The sequence below is a fragment of the Hymenobacter persicinus genome, assembly GCF_004167665.1.
In the GTDB taxonomy this organism is placed as follows: Bacteria; Bacteroidota; Bacteroidia; order Cytophagales; family Hymenobacteraceae; genus Hymenobacter; species Hymenobacter persicinus.
The window spans coordinates 204,483-222,549 of the sequence record NZ_SEWE01000002.1 but is presented as its reverse complement, the minus strand read 5'-3'; the positions used below and the strand labels follow the sequence as shown (position 1 = coordinate 222,549).

17 protein-coding genes and 1 tRNA gene are annotated in these 18,067 nt (G+C 56.0%); 10 read left to right on the top strand and 8 right to left on the bottom strand.

Annotated features, from left to right (window positions below):
* Positions 1-188: 188 nt before the first annotated feature.
* The 4 genes from EWM57_RS01725 to EWM57_RS01710 form a co-directional block, all read right to left on the bottom strand.
* Positions 189-1,079 (bottom strand): PDDEXK family nuclease, encoded by an 891-nt coding sequence (locus tag EWM57_RS01725; protein WP_129919394.1) that lies wholly within the window; start codon positions 1,077-1,079, stop codon positions 189-191.
* Positions 1,080-1,277: 198 nt separating this feature from the next.
* Positions 1,278-1,997, bottom strand: coding sequence for a hypothetical protein (locus EWM57_RS01720; RefSeq protein WP_129919393.1), 720 nt, complete (start codon positions 1,995-1,997; stop codon positions 1,278-1,280).
* Between the two features lie 11 nt (positions 1,998-2,008).
* Positions 2,009-3,973 (bottom strand): N-6 DNA methylase, encoded by a 1,965-nt coding sequence (locus EWM57_RS01715; RefSeq protein WP_129919392.1) that lies wholly within the window; start codon positions 3,971-3,973, stop codon positions 2,009-2,011.
* Positions 3,974-4,013: 40 nt separating this feature from the next.
* Positions 4,014-6,554, bottom strand: a complete 2,541-nt coding sequence (locus EWM57_RS01710; protein WP_129919391.1) for a DEAD/DEAH box helicase family protein — start codon at positions 6,552-6,554, stop codon at positions 4,014-4,016.
* A gap of 223 nt (positions 6,555-6,777) precedes the next feature.
* Between EWM57_RS01710 and EWM57_RS01705 the strand changes: the two genes are divergently transcribed.
* Both EWM57_RS01705 and EWM57_RS01700 read left to right on the top strand, forming a co-directional pair.
* Positions 6,778-7,911 (top strand): AAA family ATPase, encoded by a 1,134-nt coding sequence (locus EWM57_RS01705; protein ID WP_129919390.1) that lies wholly within the window; start codon positions 6,778-6,780, stop codon positions 7,909-7,911.
* Complete coding sequence (locus EWM57_RS01700) at positions 7,908-8,522, top strand: hypothetical protein (protein ID WP_129919389.1); 615 nt, start codon at positions 7,908-7,910, stop codon at positions 8,520-8,522. The genes EWM57_RS01705 and EWM57_RS01700 overlap by 4 nt, the downstream gene beginning before the upstream one ends.
* A 145-nt stretch (positions 8,523-8,667) precedes the next feature.
* On the opposite strand, the gene EWM57_RS01695 is transcribed toward EWM57_RS01700, so the two are convergent.
* Positions 8,668-8,740, bottom strand: a tRNA-Gly gene (locus EWM57_RS01695).
* Between the two features lie 85 nt (positions 8,741-8,825).
* Between EWM57_RS01695 and EWM57_RS01690 the strand changes: the two genes are divergently transcribed.
* From EWM57_RS01690 to EWM57_RS01670, 5 genes are all read left to right on the top strand, one after another.
* Positions 8,826-9,458: an NAD(P)-dependent oxidoreductase gene (locus EWM57_RS01690; RefSeq protein WP_129919388.1), complete on the top strand. Its 633-nt coding sequence runs from the start codon at positions 8,826-8,828 to the stop codon at positions 9,456-9,458.
* A gap of 23 nt (positions 9,459-9,481) precedes the next feature.
* Positions 9,482-9,712 (top strand): hypothetical protein, encoded by a 231-nt coding sequence (locus tag EWM57_RS01685; RefSeq protein ID WP_129919387.1) that lies wholly within the window; start codon positions 9,482-9,484, stop codon positions 9,710-9,712.
* Positions 9,713-9,735: 23 nt separating this feature from the next.
* Positions 9,736-9,972, top strand: coding sequence for a hypothetical protein (locus EWM57_RS01680; RefSeq protein WP_129919386.1), 237 nt, complete (start codon positions 9,736-9,738; stop codon positions 9,970-9,972).
* 62 nt (positions 9,973-10,034) lie between these two features.
* Positions 10,035-10,571, top strand: a complete 537-nt coding sequence (locus tag EWM57_RS01675; RefSeq protein WP_129919385.1) for a GNAT family N-acetyltransferase — start codon at positions 10,035-10,037, stop codon at positions 10,569-10,571.
* 122 nt (positions 10,572-10,693) lie between these two features.
* On the top strand, positions 10,694-12,076 hold the full coding sequence (locus EWM57_RS01670; RefSeq protein WP_129919384.1) for an alpha/beta hydrolase: 1,383 nt from the start codon (positions 10,694-10,696) through the stop codon (positions 12,074-12,076).
* A 10-nt stretch (positions 12,077-12,086) separates the two neighbouring features.
* On the opposite strand, the gene EWM57_RS01665 is transcribed toward EWM57_RS01670, so the two are convergent.
* Positions 12,087-14,285: a B12-binding domain-containing radical SAM protein gene (locus EWM57_RS01665; RefSeq protein WP_129919383.1), complete on the bottom strand. Its 2,199-nt coding sequence runs from the start codon at positions 14,283-14,285 to the stop codon at positions 12,087-12,089.
* A 98-nt stretch (positions 14,286-14,383) separates the two neighbouring features.
* Here EWM57_RS01665 and EWM57_RS01660 point away from each other — a divergent pair, with 98 nt between their 5' ends.
* Both EWM57_RS01660 and EWM57_RS01655 read left to right on the top strand, forming a co-directional pair.
* Positions 14,384-14,677 (top strand): hypothetical protein, encoded by a 294-nt coding sequence (locus EWM57_RS01660; protein WP_129919382.1) that lies wholly within the window; start codon positions 14,384-14,386, stop codon positions 14,675-14,677.
* The gene (locus tag EWM57_RS01655) at positions 14,678-14,950 is read left to right on the top strand and encodes a hypothetical protein (RefSeq protein WP_129919381.1); all 273 of its coding nucleotides are present in this window, start codon (positions 14,678-14,680) and stop codon (positions 14,948-14,950) included.
* 16 nt (positions 14,951-14,966) lie between these two features.
* Here the strand turns inward: EWM57_RS01655 and EWM57_RS01650 are convergent, their stop codons facing one another.
* Both EWM57_RS01650 and EWM57_RS01645 read right to left on the bottom strand, forming a co-directional pair.
* On the bottom strand, positions 14,967-16,481 hold the full coding sequence (locus EWM57_RS01650) for a hypothetical protein (RefSeq protein ID WP_129919380.1): 1,515 nt from the start codon (positions 16,479-16,481) through the stop codon (positions 14,967-14,969).
* Between the two features lie 117 nt (positions 16,482-16,598).
* Positions 16,599-17,171 carry an AraC family transcriptional regulator gene (locus EWM57_RS01645; protein WP_165370375.1) on the bottom strand — a complete coding sequence of 191 codons (573 nt, stop codon included), beginning with the start codon at positions 17,169-17,171 and terminating at the stop codon, positions 16,599-16,601.
* Between the two features lie 567 nt (positions 17,172-17,738).
* On the opposite strand from EWM57_RS01645, the gene EWM57_RS01640 reads away from it, so the two are divergent.
* A complete protein-coding gene (locus EWM57_RS01640; protein WP_129919378.1) occupies positions 17,739-18,002 on the top strand; it encodes a hypothetical protein in 264 nt (87 codons plus the stop codon).
* Positions 18,003-18,067: the final 65 nt, after the last annotated feature.

Below are 18,067 nucleotides of genomic sequence, written 5' to 3'. Positions count from 1 at the left end.
CCGTTACCGGTGATTCCGGCTACCGTTACCGGTGATTCCGGCTACCGTTACCGGTGATTCCGGCTACCGTTACCGGTGATTCCGGCTACCGTTACCGGTGCAACGCCCAGAGTTGATGAGTTGTATTTTCTGAAATACGCTCACTCAATTCAAATGCAAAACAGCATATTAGAATTGGAAGGGTGTTTTTAGGTGGCTTCACCAGATTGTAGATCTGCCCACACCTCATCAGCCAACTCAACTAGGTTGCGGCCGTCCGCTAGGCCCCAATGTTTGCCTGCCTGCATGCCTGCTGGACGTACTCCGGCTGGATGAAATTGCTGAAAAATAGTCTGGGTTAGGTTCATCAAGGAGTACACTTTCCCATCGTAATCCCAGCGCACCGTATAGCTTTTACCCTGACGCGGCAGTATCTCTGCTCGGAAAAGTGCATCGTTTGAGGCATCTTTCGCTTCTGAGCCAAGATAAACGGGCAGTCTGTCGCGCAAGTAAATACTGTCTCCTACGCTCAAGTGCCCATGATCCATCAATAGCGTGAATGTTTCCGTCCGTCCGCTTTGCACCGCTTGTTGCTCTCGTCCTTCTTCCTTGTGTTTTAGCTCAATCATGTACTGATTGACTTCTTGTAGCGGAATAATCTTAGTTGGGACTACTACCACACTATCACCAACTTTGTACGGCACAATACGCACGCATGAGATATCCAACTCAGCCTGGTTCAACCATAATACGGTTGTCGTAAGCTCGGTTGAGAAGTTTTCAGAGCATAAGATAATGCGCGGTCGGTTAGATAGTTGTTCAAACGTGTCATTGTTTGTGACAAACTCTTGAATAAGCTCCTGCGCTCGAGTCGTTGTCATATCAACTTGGCCCAGGTATTTCTGCTGGTAATGCACGAAATAGGGCAAAAGCTTCTCAACGGTCATGGTGGAGACCATCGCCGCGTAGCGTAGGGCCTGCAGATCCGCATAGCTGGCCAACCCGTCGCGCTTTAGCTCCACAACTACCAAATTGCCACGTTTGTCCAGCGCTAGCAGATCGAGGCGGTCTGAACTCTGCTTAAAACGGTCAAACTCCATACTCACGATGAGTAGGTCCTCTCCCAATACCTCAGGGGCTTGGCGGACCCACTCTTGGATATGAGCGCGCTCCCAAATCGAAAACTCGGTGAATGTACCTGCTTGCACTTTCGTGAACTGCGTAGGGTTTTGGTCTGGAATTACTAGAAGCATCTACTAAGTACTGGCTGTGATAGAGAAACAAGGAGCAAAGAGCACTCAGTAGTCTGCGTGAATAGTGCAGAATTTGTCGAAAAGAGACTGCATATTATCAAAGTGCTCGTGGGTGCGTAAGGGCTCCAAATCGAAGTTCAAGCAGGCTTCCTCATTATTTGGCGAAAAGTAGTTGGTGTATATTAATACCTCTTGAATCTGGTCTTCTTCCATTGGATACTCTCGGAGTTCAGGGTCATGGCTATTGAGCAGAAACTGCTTAAAGCACTCCTGCACCACAGGGCGCATTAAATCGTGGATAATATCAAGCAGGGCCAGTACCTCTCTAGTTTTACTGTTGGCTAAGGCTTCGCTCGTGTAGTAGATGTTGCCATTAGCGTGTGCCATGTTGTTACGGTCATCCACGAGCTTTTTCAACTTCCCGATATGCTGACGTTCACAGTTGACTAGTCGCAACAGGCTGAAGACGGCACGCTCTTGCATCTCACTAAAATTGAACGGCGAGGAGGCATTTAGAATCTTGTCCTCGTCCTGATGTAGAATGAGTGCGTTTTCCAATAGAACCTTACGGTTGCCTTTAATCTGCCAGATAGCGCAGTAAACGCAACTCATGAAAAGCATGTGGTAGGCTAGCAACGCGAACTGGTATTGACCAGCAAGATAATTCTGTTCGAATGCCTGCCAGAGCGCGTTGATATATTCCTGCTCCCGCTCATTTTTGAAACGGCGAGGCAGATAGTCGCGGATGCGAGCGGCTTCTTCCATCGTATTATTATCTAATCAGCTATTACTGCTGTACCCCACACCCGTTCGATAGCAATTTTAACCCTTTCCTTCTGTTCAAGAATTTCTCGATTCAATTCCGTCATGCGCTGCTGATAACTAGTGATTTCTGCTACGATTTCCTGCTGCACGGCTAACGGGGGCAGAGGGATTTCCAGAGTAGTCAGGGCCCCTTTTGAAATTTCTTTGAATGTGCCTCCTGTAGCTAGAGCTTCCATCTGCGGCACTAGCTGCTTCATCATCAATGCTACAAACTCAGGCATTGCTACTGACTCGTTTTGGATGATGATATTTTTAAAGCCTTGATTGGTCGCCAGCGGAACATTAGTAATAGCAATGCGACCAATAGTAGCGCGGGTCGAAACCACAACTGTGTTTACCGGCAATATTTTAGCCGACGAGTTTTTAAGCCCTTCGGACGAAATGGTACGCTTAGTTTCTTTTAAAGAGGTAATAAAATCTCCGGCCGGCAAATCAACAAGAGTCGCCCAAGGAATGCCACCATCCCAATAAGCAGCTTCGGTAGAAGACGGGGTACCACCACTTTCAATTTTAAAAATGGATGTATCGCCTAAGCTTACCATATCAAAATCAGTCAACTGGGCCACTCCATCCCGATACCGCTCCCCGCTCAAGTTCCAATCATCATTTTCCCCAATGCGGAACTTGCTAACTAAATGAAGACCGTTGAGGTCAGTTTCGGTGGTACCAATTGCAGATTTGCGTAAGTGGTGAAACCATGTACTAAGCTGGGTGGCTGCAGCGGGCAACTCTGAGCCGGCCATTTCACGACGTTGCGCGCCTAAGCCGAAACCGTCGTTGGCGATTTTGACAAACAACACTTCGTTGGCGTGGGCAGCCAAGCGCTTGTCTAAAATTAGCACGCTGGTTTTTACTCCACTGTAGGGTTGGAATACACCGGCCGGCAGACTAACTACGGCCACTAGGCTTTGCTGCACAAGCAGCTTGCGCAAAACGCGGTAAGCCATACCACTCTGGAAAATGATACCCTCGGGCACGATGATGGCTGCTCGGCCCTGGGGTGAGAGGTGTTCGGCAATGTAGTCCACGAACAGTACCTCCGAGCGGTTGGAGGGCATTGAAAACCGCTTGTGGGGCCGGATGCCACCCTTAGGCGACATGAAAGGCGGATTGGCCAGTATCACGTCGAAAGTGTCGTTCCAGTGTGTTTCGCTGGTGAGTGTGTCGTACTCTTCGATGCGCGGCTCGGGAAAGCCGTGCAGGTATAGGTTGGCCAGTGACAGGCGCACCATGTCGGGCGAAATGTCGTAACCCTGGAAGTTACGCACTAAGCGCGCGCGCTCATCGGGCGTGAGCTTGTCGCCGGGGCGCTTGTCTGTGTTGGCCTGTAGAATGTGCTTGTAGGCCGAAATGAGAAAGCCTGCAGTGCCACAGGCAGGGTCCAGCACGGTTTCATTTTTCTGCGGGTCGATGACCTCCACTAGAAAATCAATCAGGTGACGCGGGGTTCGAAACTGGCCGGCGTCGCCCTGTGCGCCTAACACAGAGAGCAGATACTCGAATGCATCGCCCAGCCGCTCGGAGTGGTCGTAGCTGAAGGCATTGATTTCTTTGAGGAAGGCCCGCAACGTTTCAGGGTCGCGGTAGGGTAAGTAGGCGTTTTTAAAGATGTCGCGGAACAGCGTGGGTACGCCAGGGTTCTCGTTCATCCGGGCAATGGCCTCCGAGTAGAGGTTGAGCATTTCCTGCCCGCCGAGTCCGGGAGCCATAAGCTGCGACCAGCCAAAACGGGCAAACTCCTTGGCAAAGAAGGTGCGCTTGCCATTCATCTCCTCCGACTCGGCGTCCATGTCATCCATGAACTTATAAATCAGGGCAATAGTAATCTGCTCTACCTGCGATTTAGGGTCGGGCACTTTGCCCACCAGAATGTCGCGGCAAGAATCTATTCGGCGTTTGGTTTCGGTATCGAGCACTGGAAAAAAACAAAAAAGTTAGGCACTACCTGCTACTGGCTTACAAAAAGCGGTTTAGCGGGACGTAATCCTTAATGTATGTAGGTATGAGATTACGCCAGTTGGCCGGCACGGCTTTATAGTCAGCCATACCGAAGCTGGGGTTGGTGTTGAGGTCGGTGAGGTGGCCATCTGCCAAGATAGTACGCAGTCTGCCGTCAGTGATGTATGCTTTAAAAAAGTACTTCATAGCCACGATGTGCTCGGCGTCGGCGGGCTTATAATCAAGCACGAACCGGCCGAATTCTTCTTCAAGCAACTCATCCTTAGACTTAAAGGACGGGATCCGGCCGAAGGCCTTTTCCAGTACCTCACGCACGGTTAGGCGGCGATCTACACCTGCTGCTTTGCGTAGCTTTTCAAGGTTGAAATACTCCTGTGGCTTGTCGAAAAATGTTTTGACCAAGTATTCGGTGGCCTGTTCCCATTGCCCGGCTTCCACCTGTTGGCGTAGCACGTCGTCGGCCGTCACTTGGTCCTCGAACTTTTCGAAGAACATTCGGTCAATCTTCATGCCTTCGAGGCCGATTTGTTGCTCCTGAAAGGTGCGCACAGCATCGGTTTCGGTGGCTTGGTAGGTGCCTGCTGGGGGCTGCCCACCGCCGAAGTCGTCGTCGGGCTTGGCCGAAGTAATGCGGGCCGGCAGCTTCAGCACCTGGTCGTAGTCAAACTTCTCTTCGAAGTATTCGCAGTTAGCGAAGAAGTCGAACAGTTTGAAGGCCGTTTTGCGCGGGTGGCGCACCAACTCGTGTTGGTCCTGGTCAAATAATTCTTCCAAAAAGTTATGCTTGCGGGTGCCCCGACCCTTCATCTGCACAAATTCCGAGGGCGAGAAAATGGGGCGCATCAGCGCCAGGTTTAGGATATCAGGGCAGTCGTAGCCGGTTGTCATCATGCCCACCGTCACACATACGCGGGCCTTGCTGGTGCGGTACTCCGGCAGAAAGTTGGCGTTGCCAAGCAGCTTATTGTTGGCGAAATTGATGGTGTATTGTTGGGCACCTAGTACCTGCGAGGTCACTTGTAACGCAAAATCGGACTGGTAGCGGCCAGGATGGAGTCTGTCGGCCAGCTCATTGAGCACTTGGGTGAGCTTGGCAGCATGAGCTTGGCTTACCGCAAATACGATGGTTTTACCGAATTCCCCACTAATCGGGTCGCGTAAGCCGTGCTTCATCAGCGTTTCGCAAAACACACGGTTAGTGTTTTCAGAGAAGAACTTCTTTTCGAAATCGCGCTGAAAGTAGGTTTCTCCTTCATCCTCGTCGCTGAGTTCATCTTCTACCACCGTCGCGTAACCCTCATCTGAAAGTAACTGCGTCGTAATATCGGTGCGGGCATCCACTACCACGGGGTTTATCAGAAAGCCGTCGTTCACGCCATCCAGTAGAGAGTAGCGAAACGTAGACTGCCCCGATTCACAGCCAAATGTGCGGTAAGTATCCAGCAGCATTCGGCGCTCCAATTCACGGGGGTCGCGGGTAGTAGGCTTGTTCGTATCGAAGCGCTTGATATAGTCACGCGGCGTAGCTGTGAGGCCGAGCTTGTAACCTATGAAGTACTCGAACACCGCCCGCGCATTGCCGCCAATGGAACGGTGGGCCTCGTCAGAAATCACCAAGTCAAAATCGGTGGGGGCAAACAGCCGCTGGTATTTGCCGTTGTACAGCAGCGATTGTACAGTAGTGACAACTATTTCGGCCTTACGCCAGTCGTCTCGTTGCTCTTTGTAAATGATTGACTTTGCATCGTTTTTCAACAGCTGCACAAAAGCCTTGTTGGCCTGATCTTCCAGTTCTAGCCGGTCTACTAGGAACAACACTCGACGCGCATTTCCTGTGCGCAGAAAGAGTTTGATAATGGCTGCCGCAGTAAGCGTTTTGCCGGTACCAGTAGCCATCTCGAACAGAAAACGGCTATTCCCTTCCTTTACTGCCTCCTGCAGTCGTTGCACAGCGCGCAGTTGGTATGGGCGCAAAAAGCGGAGCTTGTTCTTATCAATGAATTCTGGCCGCTCACTATCCGTTTTCCATCCGGCTTCGTTGGCGTAGTTTGGGAGCTGGGTAAGAGTTATGTAATCAGCCTTTACTGCTTCATCGACTAGTTTCTGCGGGTTAGGCTCAAACTTCTTATAACCAGCTACCGAATCTGGACCTGGAAACTTAGAAATCACCTGGGGGCTCCCTTGCGTAAGGTCCCAGAAGTAGTGCAAGTTGCCGTTGGAAAGCAGCACGAATCGGCAGTTCTGTGAGCGGGCATACTTGCGCGCCTGCTCTTTACCAACCAACGGGCTCTTATCCTCTGCTTTGGCTTCCAGTACAATAAGCGGCGCGCTCTTCTCATCGAGCAGCAGAAAGTCAATAAAGCCATTCTTTACGCTTTCGAAATCGTCGCCCAAGGCCGATACCTGTGCAGTTGTCAATTTGACATTCGGCTCAAGCACAATGTTGGCCTTGCCTTCCTTAGAGTCGAAGAACCGCCAGCCAGATTCCTCTAGTAACTTATTGATTTTGATTCGGGCAGTAGCTTCTTTATTAGCCATTACTTTTGGTAATTGAGGCACGAAAGTTACTTATCAAAAGTGCTATTCTTGCATTGATGGCCACTATTAGTCACGAAATGATCTAGAAGCCAGTGTAAACTCTGTCTGAGGTTTGGACCTTCAGACAATAGATTGGGTTTTATATATATAAATCACTATATTTAAGCTGCATCACTCTGTTCTGTAATTTCTCACATTTTTGTTTTTTAAACACTTTCCTAAAATGCTTACCACCATCCGCATTCAGGACTTTCGAAGTATTCGAGACACTTCGGTAAAGTTAGGTAAGGTTAGCCTTTTTATTGGTCCCAATAATTCTGGCAAGTCGAACTTTATGAAGGGCATTGCGCTAATGGCTAAATGCATACAGATGCATCCCTCTTTGGCTTTGAATCCGGATGTATTTGCTTCTCTCGTGCCACGTAACTTGTATATACAAAATATTCAAGTTCCTATTCGATTTGTGATAGAGACAAAACAGTATGTAGATAAAGCTATTAGCTTAATTATAGGTTATGATTATGATATTGTAAATGAAGGTAGAGTGGATTTTAGGCAAGAAATAGTTGTGTTGAATAATGCAAAAGAAATGCATAAGTTCAGTGGATATGTTGATCAATATTATTCTGACCCTGATGAAGATATGTATAGGCCATCTGATGAAGTGATTGGTCTTAAAAGTGAGATTTTTAATCTTGTTGTTTACAGGATTGAGCCTTCTTCTTTTGCGTTAAGTGTTGGTCTTTCACATCAAGAAAGGCTGTCATCAAGCGGAAAAAACATTGTTAATTTCCTATACAATCTAGGGCAGAACCATAAGAGCCGTTATCGCCAGTTGGAAAAGGATTTTTCCAAGTGTGTCGGATCGCTTGTGTCAATATCTACGCCTGCCGATCCCAGCGAACCCGGTAAACTTAAATTGAAGTTTTTTGATGAGGACGATATTAGCTATTGGGCAGAGGAAGTATCGGAAGGTGTTCTATACTTTCTTGCTCTGCTTTGCATAGTACATCAGCCTTCTCCGCCTAAGCTGCTGCTTTTAGAAGAGCCTGAAAAAGGTATTCATCCACGCAGAATAAAGGAGGTGATGAATTTTATTTTTGATTTAGCTCGTCTACGCGATATACAGATTGTATTAACTTCACATAGCCCATATGTTGTAGATCATTTCGCTGATATTCCAGAATGTATATCTGTTTTCGATCGTGAAAATGGTGAAACAGTTGTGCATAATGCAGCCGATATAATTGAGCAGACAAATCAAGAATATAAGGAACAGGGCCTGCCTCTTACAAAATATACTGATTCATTAGGTGAGCATTGGGTTTCAGGGTTCTTAGGGGGGGTGCCACGATGATAGAAGTTACTTATGGCTTTTTTGGAGAAGATGAAGGGCAAAGCCTTTTTCTTCGGGAATATCTGCTGAAAATAAGTGTGTTATATCCTGTTGTTTTTATACAGCATCCATGGTATAGTAAGCAATTTCGGGGGGTGAATAATAAGGGGGTTGACAATGGTTTTCGCGCTGCTTGGCTAGCTGGTTTTGGGCAAGCCCAATATAAACTAGGCTGTTTGTTTATCGGCCGTGATCTAGATTCAAGCACACCAACGATCTGGGCAGAGCGTGTCAAGGGATTTCAGGATAAAATTAGTGACGTTCATCGCACTGATTGGATGACTAGAACTATTTTCATGTTGCCTATGCAATGCATTGAGCATTGGCTGTTAGCTCTGCAAAGAAGACGAGATGGCCGACCTTCTAACAATACGCGTGGCTTAGAAATCATCCTTAATGATGCGGTCAAAAAGGAACTGTATGATGAACATGCACGAAGACCCTCTAATCAAACTAAAGATGAGCTTGTGAGTGAACTATCAGCTGAATTGGACATTATATGGTTAGTAGACCAATCGCCAAGTTTCTCTGCTTTCCATGCTCAAGTTCATCGTTATATAAGTTCATTGTAAAGATGGCTCCTCGGATAAGTAGTTAAGTGAGACGAGGCTAACTGGTCACAACTAGCTTCCGCTATACAACAGGATGTTTAAACCATCGTTTAAACCAAAAGCAAACAGGCACCTAGCTTTATAGCTAAGTGCCTGTTAATCAATGAGCGAGAAACGAGGTTCGAACTCGCGACCCTCAGCTTGGGAAGCTGATGCTCTACCAACTGAGCTACTCTCGCGGAAACGAATTGGTAGGGCAAAAGTACGCAGGTAAAATCAATTTGCAACCGCAGCCGTACGCGGGGAGGTACTAACGCCTCTGCTATGAAAGTTCTCGTATTCGGCGCCTCGGGCGGCACGGGCCGCCAACTGGTGGTGCAGGCCCTGGAGCAGCAGTTCAGCGTCACGGCCTTTGTGCGCGACCCAACCCGGTTTGAGCTGAAGCACCCAAACCTGCGCGTGGTGGCGGGGGATATTCTGCAGCCCGCAACGATTCAGGCCGTCGTGGCGGGACAGGATGCGGTGCTGTCGGCGCTGGGGGTGAAGCGCAACCAGGTCGGCGACACGACGCTCTCCGACGGCACCCAGAACATCCTGGAGGCCATGTGGGAGCACGGAGTCAGGCGGTTTATCTGCGCAACCTCCCTGGGCGTGGGCAGCAGCCGGGGCGAGGAAGGCTTTTTGTTTCGCCGGGTGGTGCGGCCGCTGTTTCTCAAGCACGTCTTTGCCGACAAAGAGCGGCAGGAAGCCTTGATCCAGGCCAGTCCCCTCGACTGGACCATCGTGCGGCCGGCCGGGCTTACGAATGGCGCGCGCACCGGCGGCTACAAGGTGGCGCTCAGCTTTGCCCAAGCCCGAATTAAGGGCCGCATTTCCCGCGCCGACGTAGCCGACTTCATGCTCAAGCAGCTGGCTACCGATGCCTTCGTGGGCCGGGCCGTGGGAATTTCCTACTAAGTTTGACGTCTAATTCTCTGATTATGCCTTCCCATCCTGACCGTACGCGCAGTGCTCTTTACCTACTTCTAGGAACGTTGCTCCTGGTGGTGCAAGCCCTGCGCTTTCCGCAGTTCTACTCCGATTGGGCCGCCAATAGCCTGGACACGACCCGGCTGGTGATAAGCATGATTGGCATTGTAGTGGCGCTGTTTATGCTGCGCACGGGCTGGCGGCTGCGTCGTACCAGCCGGCAAAACGACGTAATCGACTAACGTTTTCTGCTCCGCGTGCCCCTATGCCCCGCAAGCTCCATCCCGTTTCCCAAAAGGTCGTTGGCTGGCTCTTTCTGACGGCCGGCGTGCTGCTGCTGCTCGGTCTGGCCCTGCAGGTGGTGGTGCTGTGCTACCGCTTCCGGCAAACCGGTCTGGCCAGCCTCGGGGTGCGCGAAGGCGTGCTGGGCGTGGCCATGCTGGCCGCCTCCATTCTAATGATACGCGTGGGCTGGCGGATGCGTACCGGCGGCCCTCAGTAGCCCTTGTCCGGTCCGCCAGTACTTACGGCCCGCACCTTCCGACTTTTACTCTTCGTGCCCGCATGACTTCTCCGCTTCGTATTACCGTGGCTAAACGCACGGCCCCCATTGCGGCTCAACTCGCCGAGTTGGGCCGTCAGACCTTCCAGGAAACCTTTGCCGCCACCAATACCGCCGAGGACATGGTCGCATTCCTAGCCGAAAACTTCAGTCCGGAAAAGCAGCTGGCGGAGCTCCAGGACCCGCAAACAACCTTCCTGCTGGGCCAGATGGTGCAGGAGTTGGTGGGCTACGCCAAGCTGCGTACCGATTCGGAGCTGGGGCTGGAGCCGGGCAAGCCCGCGGCCGGCCGGCTGGAAATCGAGCGGCTCTACGTGCGCGAGGACTGGATTGGTACTGGTCTGGGTGCCTCGCTGATGCGCCGGGCCATTGAAGAAGCGCGGGCCAAAAACTGCCGCACCGTCGTGCTGGGCGTCTGGGAGCAGAATCAGCGCGCCATTGCCTTCTACCAGCGCTTCGGCTTCAAACCCATCGGCACCCACGAGTTCCGGGTGGGCTCCGATATCCAGACCGACCTGATTCTGCGCAAAGGCCTGTAAAGCCGCAATCTTGGCCTATTGGAGCGCGCACGGAACCGCTGGTGCCAGTCCGCAATCCGCCTTGCCGCTGCCGCACCGTTTCAGCGCTTACCTTTGGCGTACGTTTCACCAACTCTCCTCCTGTGAGTAACGGCAGGTCTGCTTTTTCTTTCGTCGGCCCGGCCCGGGCTGCGGGGCTGCTGGGTGTGGCCGGGCTGGCATGGCTGAGCAGCTGCTCCTCCGAGGGCGGGGCCAAGGTGCTACCCCCGCCCACCGGGCACTACGAGGGCCGCATCAGCTACCAGGGCGCCGACCTGCGCACGGCCCTGGATCTGCGCGAAATCAAGCCCGGCCAGCTGCAGGCCGACCTGCGGTTTGCCGACCTGCAGGGGCTGGGGTTTCCGGCCGAAAATCTGACGTTCAAGTCACCTCAGCTGCATTTTGAGCGGCAGCCCGGGGCTGTGGGCAACATGGCTGTGGACGCCATTCGCGAGGGCGACTTTCTGCGCGGCTTCTTTTCCACCGACAGCGTGAAGGCCGACCTGCTGTTGGTGCGCCGCGGCAAGCCTGACCCGCGCCCTTACCGCACCCAAACCCTGCAATTCCGCAGCGGCCCGCTCACCTTCCGCGGCAGCCTGCTCATTCCCGACGACACCCTGAGCCGCCACCCCGCCGTAGTGCTGTTGCACGCCGCTGATGCCCCGCGCCAGCGCGACCTGAACGCCTACGCCGACCTGCTGGCCCGCCAGGGCTTCATGACGCTGGTCTACGACCGCCGCGACGCATCCCAACCCGGTAGCCCCGCCGCCCAGCTGCTGGCCGAAGATGCCCAGGCTGCCGTGCAGGCGCTGCGAAAAAACGCCGCTGTCGATTCGGCGCGCGTAGGGCTCTGGGGCATTCGGCAGGGTGGTAACGTGGCGGCGCTGGCCGCCGGGCAGCCCGGGCGTCAGGTGGCATTCGTGGTGAGCTTGTCGGCCCCGGGTATCTCGCCGGCCGCGGCCCGGCAGGAGCAGATGACGGCCCGGTTGCGGCAGCAAGGAGTGAAGCAGGCGCAGATCCGGCAAGCCCAGCAAGCCGCCGCCCAGCTAGAGCGCTACGTGCGTCGGGGCAATGAAGGTGACTCGGCTCAACTGCACCAGGCCTTGCAGCGAATCGGGCCGGAGCCCTGGGTCAGCCTAACGGAGCTGCCGCGCCGGGTGCCAACTGCCGCGGAGCTGCAAAGCCAGCCGCAGTGGCGCGACTTTCTGCTCGACCCGCGTACGGCCTGGCAGCAGGTGCGCGTGCCGGTACTGCTGCTCTACGGGGCCGCCGATACCCACTTCAACGCCCGCGAAAGTGCCCAGCGGCTGCGCGGGGTGGTCGGCTACCGCCGGGGCTCGGCCGTGCGGGTATACGCCAACGCCGACCACGAACTGATGCTGCCCTCCGGCGTGCGCCCCGATACCGACGGCCGCTGGGACTGGTCGCGGCCAGCGCCGGGGGCTGTGGAGGACATGCTCACCTGGATGAAGCAGGCCGTCAAGTAGCGCGCGAACCTTAGAACAGCAGTAGGCCCTTTTCGCGCAGCAGCAGCCAGGCCGGGGACAGCAGAAATGCCTCGAACGAAGTGCCCGCCCCGGCGGGGAAGGTCGCGGCGGCCTCTTTAAGCAGTAGCTTGGTCTGATAGTCGGTGGCCAACTGGGTGAGCAGGCCGTGCAGCCACTGGCCGATAACGGGCGCGGTTTTCAACTCGAAGTCCTCGGCCTGCTCGTAGAACACCAGGGTGGCGCGGGCCCCGGGGCGGGAGTCGAGGGGCAGCAGCTCGGGGGCGTTGCCGAGCCAGAACAGGCGCAGGTTCTGTTTGGCTGCGTCGGGCTTGGGCGCTTCCTGCAGGGCTTTCTGAATGAGCTGCCGGGGCACGGTAGGCTTAGGCACCCGGAAGCCGTCGAACCAGAACTGCAGGGGCTCGTGCAGGGCCACACCGTGCATGTAGTTGTAGAGGGCCTTGGCCAGGCCGGGGCCGAACTGCTCGTGGTCGGTGCCGGTAGGGTCGTCGTGCCAAAGGTCGTTCCAGGCAAAGTCGCCGGGCTCGGGGCCAACGGCGGCCACCTGGTACTTGGCCGGGTTTTTCCCTACCGGAGAGTGGGCCGTCATTGAAAAGCGGTGCCAGTAGCCGCTTTGCACGATGCCGGCGCCGAATAGCTGCCGCACCACTTCCAGAGAGTCCACGGTTTCTTGAGCGGTTTCGGTCGGGAAGCCGTACATCAGGTAGGCGTGCACCATGATGCCGGCCTGGGTGAAGCCATCCGTGACCCGGGCCACCTGGGCAATGGTGACGCCTTTTTCCATGAGCGCCAAGAGCCGGTCGGAGGCCACTTCCAGGCCCCCGCTCACGGCAATACAGCCCGAGGCGGCCAGCAGCCGGCACAAATCGGGGGTGAAGGTTTTCTCAAACCGGATGTTGCCCCACCAGGTGATATTGACCTGCCGGCGCAGCAGCTCCACGGCCAGGTCGCGCAGGGCCAGGGGCGGAGCGGCCTCGTCCACGAAGTGAAAGCCAGTCTGCCCGGTTTGGCGCACAATCTGCTCAATTCGGTCGACGAGCAGGGTGGCCGGGGCCGTTTCGTAGCGCCCAATGTAGTCCAGGGTCACGTCGCAGAAGGAGCAGCGTTTCCAGTAGCAGCCGTGGGCAATGGTGAGCTTGTTCCAGCGCCCGTCGCTCCAGAGCCGGTGCATGGGGTTGAGTACCTCAATGACCGACAGGTATTCGGTCAGCGGCAAATCTGAGTAGTCAGGCGTGCCGACTTCGGGGTGGGGAATGTCGGGGTGGGGGTGGTTGATATAGGCGACTTGCCCGCCGGAAGTGCGCAAAAACGTGCGTTGCAGCTGATCCGAAGGCAGATTGCCCTGCAAGTAGTCGAGTACCCGCAGCCAGGGACCTTCGCCGTCGTCGAGGGTCAGAAAGTCGACGTAATCAAAGAAGCGCGGCTCCCGGATCTGGCGCAGCTCCGTGTTGGGGTAACCGCCGCCCATGAGAGTTTTCACTGCCGGCCGCTGCTGCTTGATGCGCTGGGCCAGGCGTAGAGCGCCATAGAGGTTGCCTGGGAAGGGCACGGTAAAGCCCACCACGTCGGGCTGCACCCGGGCCACGAGTTCATCGACCAGCTCCAGCAGCATCTGGTCCACGAGGTTAGGCGCCTCGTGCAGGGCCTCGTGCAGGGCGTCGAAGGTGGTGGCCGACATGGCCAGCTTCTCGGCGTAGCGGGAAAAGCCGAACTGCGGGCCCACGGTTTCCTTGATCAGGTCGCCGAGGTCTTCAAGGTAGAGCGTGGCCAGGTGCCGGGCCTGGTCGGTAAGGCCCATCGTGCCGAAGGCGCTTTCCAGGTCGGCCACGTTGTCGAAGCGGGCCGCTTCGGGCAGAAAGCGGCTGTGGCAGATGCGGGGTGCGAGCGTAGTGTCCTTGTTCTGCAGAAAACGGATAACGGGCCCGATGGTAGCCAAATAGCTACGCTGCAGGCGCACCATGCGCCGGGCATTGTCCGACAACTCGTAATGCCCCGCTTCGATTTCGGCAAATACCCGACCCAGGCCTTCCTGCGAAAACAGCTTCAACACCAGTTCCAAACCCAAATCGGCCTGGGTAACGGCGTAGCCCCGGCTGCCCAGAAACCCCTTGATGTAGGCCGTAGCCGGGTAGGGCGTGTTGAGCTGAGTCAGCGGGGGCGTAAGAAGCAGGATGCGGGAAGAATCGGACACGGGGCTAATAACTGCCGGACGGCAGCAAAGGTGCCCGCAAAGGTACGGCTGATTGCCTGGTTCGTACCTTCCAGCATCAACCTTACCCTTGAACTCCCATGACTGAACCTCGACAGTTGCCGTCACTGCCGGCCGCAGCGGCCCTTGCGATGCTGCAGAACGGCGAAACACTGCGCGGCTACCACGTCGTAGGGCGGCTGGACTTTACTGCGCTGGCCATCGAGGCTACGTATGTCCGCCTGTCCATCAGGATCCAACACTGCCGCCTGGACGAATTGCAGGGCAGCATGCTGACTTTTGAACAGCCGGTTGAGTTGCACGATACGCACTTGACCCAGGCCGAATTCGTTGCGGCCTATTTTCTACGTGGGCTGGTGCTCGACAATTGCTAGGTGGAAAGCTACCTGGATTTTCAGGCCGGCGGGCACAACCAGCCCGGCTGCCCAGTATGGCTGCGGGGCAACGTGTTCCAAGGCTTCGTGAACTTCTTCGACTGCTGGTACCAAGCTGAGGTGACCATAGAAGACAACGCGTTTTGCCGGGATACGAACCTGCTTGGGGCGCCCATGGACATCCCCGTCACCTTTGAGTGTAGTCCGCTCATCCGGAATAATTCCGGCGTCCTGGACCGGAATACCGAAGACCCCCCGGCTGCTAACAGCTAACTAGCCTAGCCCGCCGCTACATCTTGCCCATCCGCAGCTGCGAGGGGTTTAGCCGCAGATACACCTCCGCTGACACCGGCGTCTTGCCGTAGGAGGGGCGCAGCAGCTGGTCGGGGCGGTAGAGGGTGCTCTGCACGCCCAGGGTGAGGTCGGTTTTGGCTACCTGGGTAAGCAGGTATGTGGCGCCCAGGGTCAGGGCGTGAATGTTGTAGAGGGCGTGTTCGGCGTGGGAGGGGCCGGCCTCGAGCTGCAGTTCCTCAGAAGATTTCTGCACAAACTCGTAGCGCCCAAACACGGCCGGACGACCCAGCTGCACGTTGGTTTCAGCCAGGAAGGAGTGGGCGCTTTCGTCGCTATGGCCGTTCGTGACGTGGGTGTTCATACCCCAGACCACGGCCGAAGTGGCGTAGTGGCCGTCGGTCCACTGCCGGCTGTGTATAACCGAGGCCGTGGTGCGCTGCACGTCTTCGTCGGGAAACAGCTGCTCGGGGCTCTTGATAAAGGCCCGCGACACTTGCAGCGCCAGCGTGGCAGTGGGGTTCCAGCTCAGGCGGCCCGCCCAGGAGTCGGCCCGGGGCTTGTCGAAGTTGAAACGGTGCTCGTCGGGCTCCCGGCCGGTGAAGTTGGAGCCTTCGAGGCGGAACTGCCGGTAGCGCAGCCCGAGCGTGGCTACCCCGAAAGTGATGTGCGTGGCGTCCTGCCAGTGGTGGCCCAGAGGCGCGTCGGCGTTAGGCATGGCCGAAATTCGGTGCATAAAGGCCACCGGTCCGATGGCTGGCTCCCCGGGGTAGCCCACGTAGGCGGTTAGGTCCACATCTTCCGAAAACGAGTGGGTGTAGCCGATGCTCAGGGCCGAAAACAGGTCGTGGGGGTGCTGGCGGTCCACCAGGGGCCGGCCCCGGTAAGCTTCCCCGCTCTGAAACAGCAGCGGGTAGCCGTTAGCCCCGTCGGTGAGGGCGTCGAGGGAAAACATGGCCGTCAGGTTGAGCAAACCCTTGTCACCGATTGGGCGCTGGGCCATGGTCATAAACCAGTTGGGCGCGTCGAAGGTTCTGCCTCCGCGCTGTCCGCTGCTGCGGCCCACGTTCTGGTTGGTGTAGCGCAGGTACACGGCACCGTGGTTCATCACCATCCACTTGCCGTGGTGGCTCATCCACATATACATCGGGGTCTGGTCAGGGTTCCAGGCCGTCCCCGAGCCATTGCGGCCCATGGGCAGGCGCCGCGAGTAGGCGTGCGACATGCTTCCCATATCTTCCATACCATCGTGGTGCATGGCCGTGTCGACGGGGCTCATGCCAGGCATCTGGCCGTGATTCATCTGGCTATGGTCCATTGTGCTATGGTCCATCTGGCCGTGGTTCATTTTACTGTGGTCCACGGGGGCGGGGCGCTGGCGGGTAGTGTCGGCGGCCGGGGCCGGTTTGGCGGGCATGTTGTGCATTTCGTGCTGGCCGTAGCCAAGCAAAGGCAGCGTGAGCAGGGGTAGGGCCAGCAGCAGGCGGCGGAGGGAGGCGAGAGTGGTTGCCATGAAAAAAGCCCGTCGGGGCATTGAGGGAAATACTCCACTCAATACCCCAACGGGCCACTTTCGGTTATACAGGATTCGGTCGGCAAGCACGTAATACTTGGGCCTGCCTAGCTATGCTTACACCAGCTCGTCGAGCGAAAGGCGTTTGGGCATCAGGTCGCGGCGGAATTCGCTCACCGAGCGGCCCGTCACCTGGCGGAATTGGTTGCTCAAGTGCTGGCCGCTGCTGTAGCGCATCTGGTCGGCAATTTCACCCAGCGTCATCTCGCCGTAGCTCAACATTTCCTTGACCCGCTCAATCTTGAGGCGGATCAGGTATTTTTCAATGGTCAGGTTGGCAGTGCGCGAAAATACCTTGCTCAGGTGGGAGTAAGTGGCCGCAAACCGGTCGGTGAGGAAGGCGGAGGTGGTCAGGGGCATGCGAGCCGTGCGCAGGTGCTCGAGGTATTCGCCCAGGGCACCCTTGATTTGTTCGGTCAGCTGCTCGGCCCGACCCATGAGCACGTCGAAACCGGCTTCCTGAAGAATCGGGGCCACGGCGGCGGGGTCTACGGGGGTGTTCTGGTCGAGTTGGGCCTGACCCAGAGTGACCTCGGTCGGCCGGTAACCGGCTTGCTCAAGAAGGCCGCGCACGGCTTCGATGCAGCGGGGGCAAACCATGTTTTTGATGTGCAGGAGCGTAGTTTTCACGGGCGTTTTGATGAAGAGTCCAGCCGGGCAGCGGCGGGCCGACCGGTTTTCCGAGCTAAGGAAGAGGCAGTGGCAGGTGCAGAACGGGGATTGCGCCGCGCGGGTTCCGGCGACGTGGTGCCCCATGCTTTCCCAAACCAGTTAACGGCCGCCCAGTTCACGAAGGGTACAACTCCCAGGAACGTAACGGCTAACAGCCAGAATAATACGAAAAAAGCGCCACATAGTCGGCCAAAAAAATGGTCGGAGGCGCCAAACAGGTACGCAATCAGCGTCGTGGCCAGCACTAAGCTAATCAAAGCCAGAATCCCGGCCTGTCGTAGTACGGGCCGGTAAGCAGAGTAGGAAGCGCGGAAAGTGTTCATAAGCCGAAGACAGGACAACAAAGATACCGGCTTGCCCGACTTTCGCCACTGACCGCTTGGCTAGTACGCGGAACTGGCGTCGTCGTTGCCCCGCCTGGGCCAGTTGTTAGCCAAACGGGCGGAGCCGCCAAAAACCACCGCGCCGCGCAGCCGTAGGAGACTCAAATACCTGCTTTGCCTTTCCCGTTTCAGCCCCAATCCCATGAAAACTGTTCTGCTCCGTCCGCTAGCCCTGGCTCTGCTGCTGGCCACGGCCTCCCTTTCCGCCTGCAATACCGGCACCAAGCCCGGCGACACCAACGTGGAGCTCGGCGACAATAAAACCAAAGACCCCGACCCCGGCCAGCGTGCTACGTCCAACACCAACGGCGTCGGCGACACGACCAAGGTCAAGATGGGCAAGGAGCTCTACGACCACGCCGGCGAGGCCAAGGACCGCAACAACGACGGTATCGAGGACAAGTAAGCCGCCTCTGTAAAACGAAGAAAAGCCCCTCCGCAGTGCAGCAGAGGGGCTTTCCTTTGACCCTT

Excerpts from the sequence above, each read along its gene's own strand:
- EWM57_RS01725 (WP_129919394.1), bottom strand. The coding sequence starts at position 1,079 with ATGGAGTTTGACCGTTTTAAGCAGAGTTCAGACCGCCTCGATCTGCTA.
- EWM57_RS01720 (WP_129919393.1), bottom strand. The coding sequence starts at position 1,997 with ATGGAAGAAGCCGCTCGCATCCGCGACTATCTGCCTCGCCGTTTCAAA.
- EWM57_RS01710 (WP_129919391.1), bottom strand. The coding sequence starts at position 6,554 with ATGGCTAATAAAGAAGCTACTGCCCGAATCAAAATCAATAAGTTACTA.
- EWM57_RS01705 (WP_129919390.1), top strand. The coding sequence starts at position 6,778 with ATGCTTACCACCATCCGCATTCAGGACTTTCGAAGTATTCGAGACACT.
- EWM57_RS01700 (WP_129919389.1), top strand. The coding sequence starts at position 7,908 with ATGATAGAAGTTACTTATGGCTTTTTTGGAGAAGATGAAGGGCAAAGC.
- EWM57_RS01690 (WP_129919388.1), top strand. The coding sequence starts at position 8,826 with ATGAAAGTTCTCGTATTCGGCGCCTCGGGCGGCACGGGCCGCCAACTG.
- EWM57_RS01685 (WP_129919387.1), top strand. The coding sequence starts at position 9,482 with ATGCCTTCCCATCCTGACCGTACGCGCAGTGCTCTTTACCTACTTCTA.
- EWM57_RS01680 (WP_129919386.1), top strand. The coding sequence starts at position 9,736 with ATGCCCCGCAAGCTCCATCCCGTTTCCCAAAAGGTCGTTGGCTGGCTC.
- EWM57_RS01675 (WP_129919385.1), top strand. The coding sequence starts at position 10,035 with ATGACTTCTCCGCTTCGTATTACCGTGGCTAAACGCACGGCCCCCATT.
- EWM57_RS01660 (WP_129919382.1), top strand. The coding sequence starts at position 14,384 with ATGACTGAACCTCGACAGTTGCCGTCACTGCCGGCCGCAGCGGCCCTT.
- EWM57_RS01650 (WP_129919380.1), bottom strand. The coding sequence starts at position 16,481 with ATGGCAACCACTCTCGCCTCCCTCCGCCGCCTGCTGCTGGCCCTACCC.
- EWM57_RS01640 (WP_129919378.1), top strand. The coding sequence starts at position 17,739 with ATGAAAACTGTTCTGCTCCGTCCGCTAGCCCTGGCTCTGCTGCTGGCC.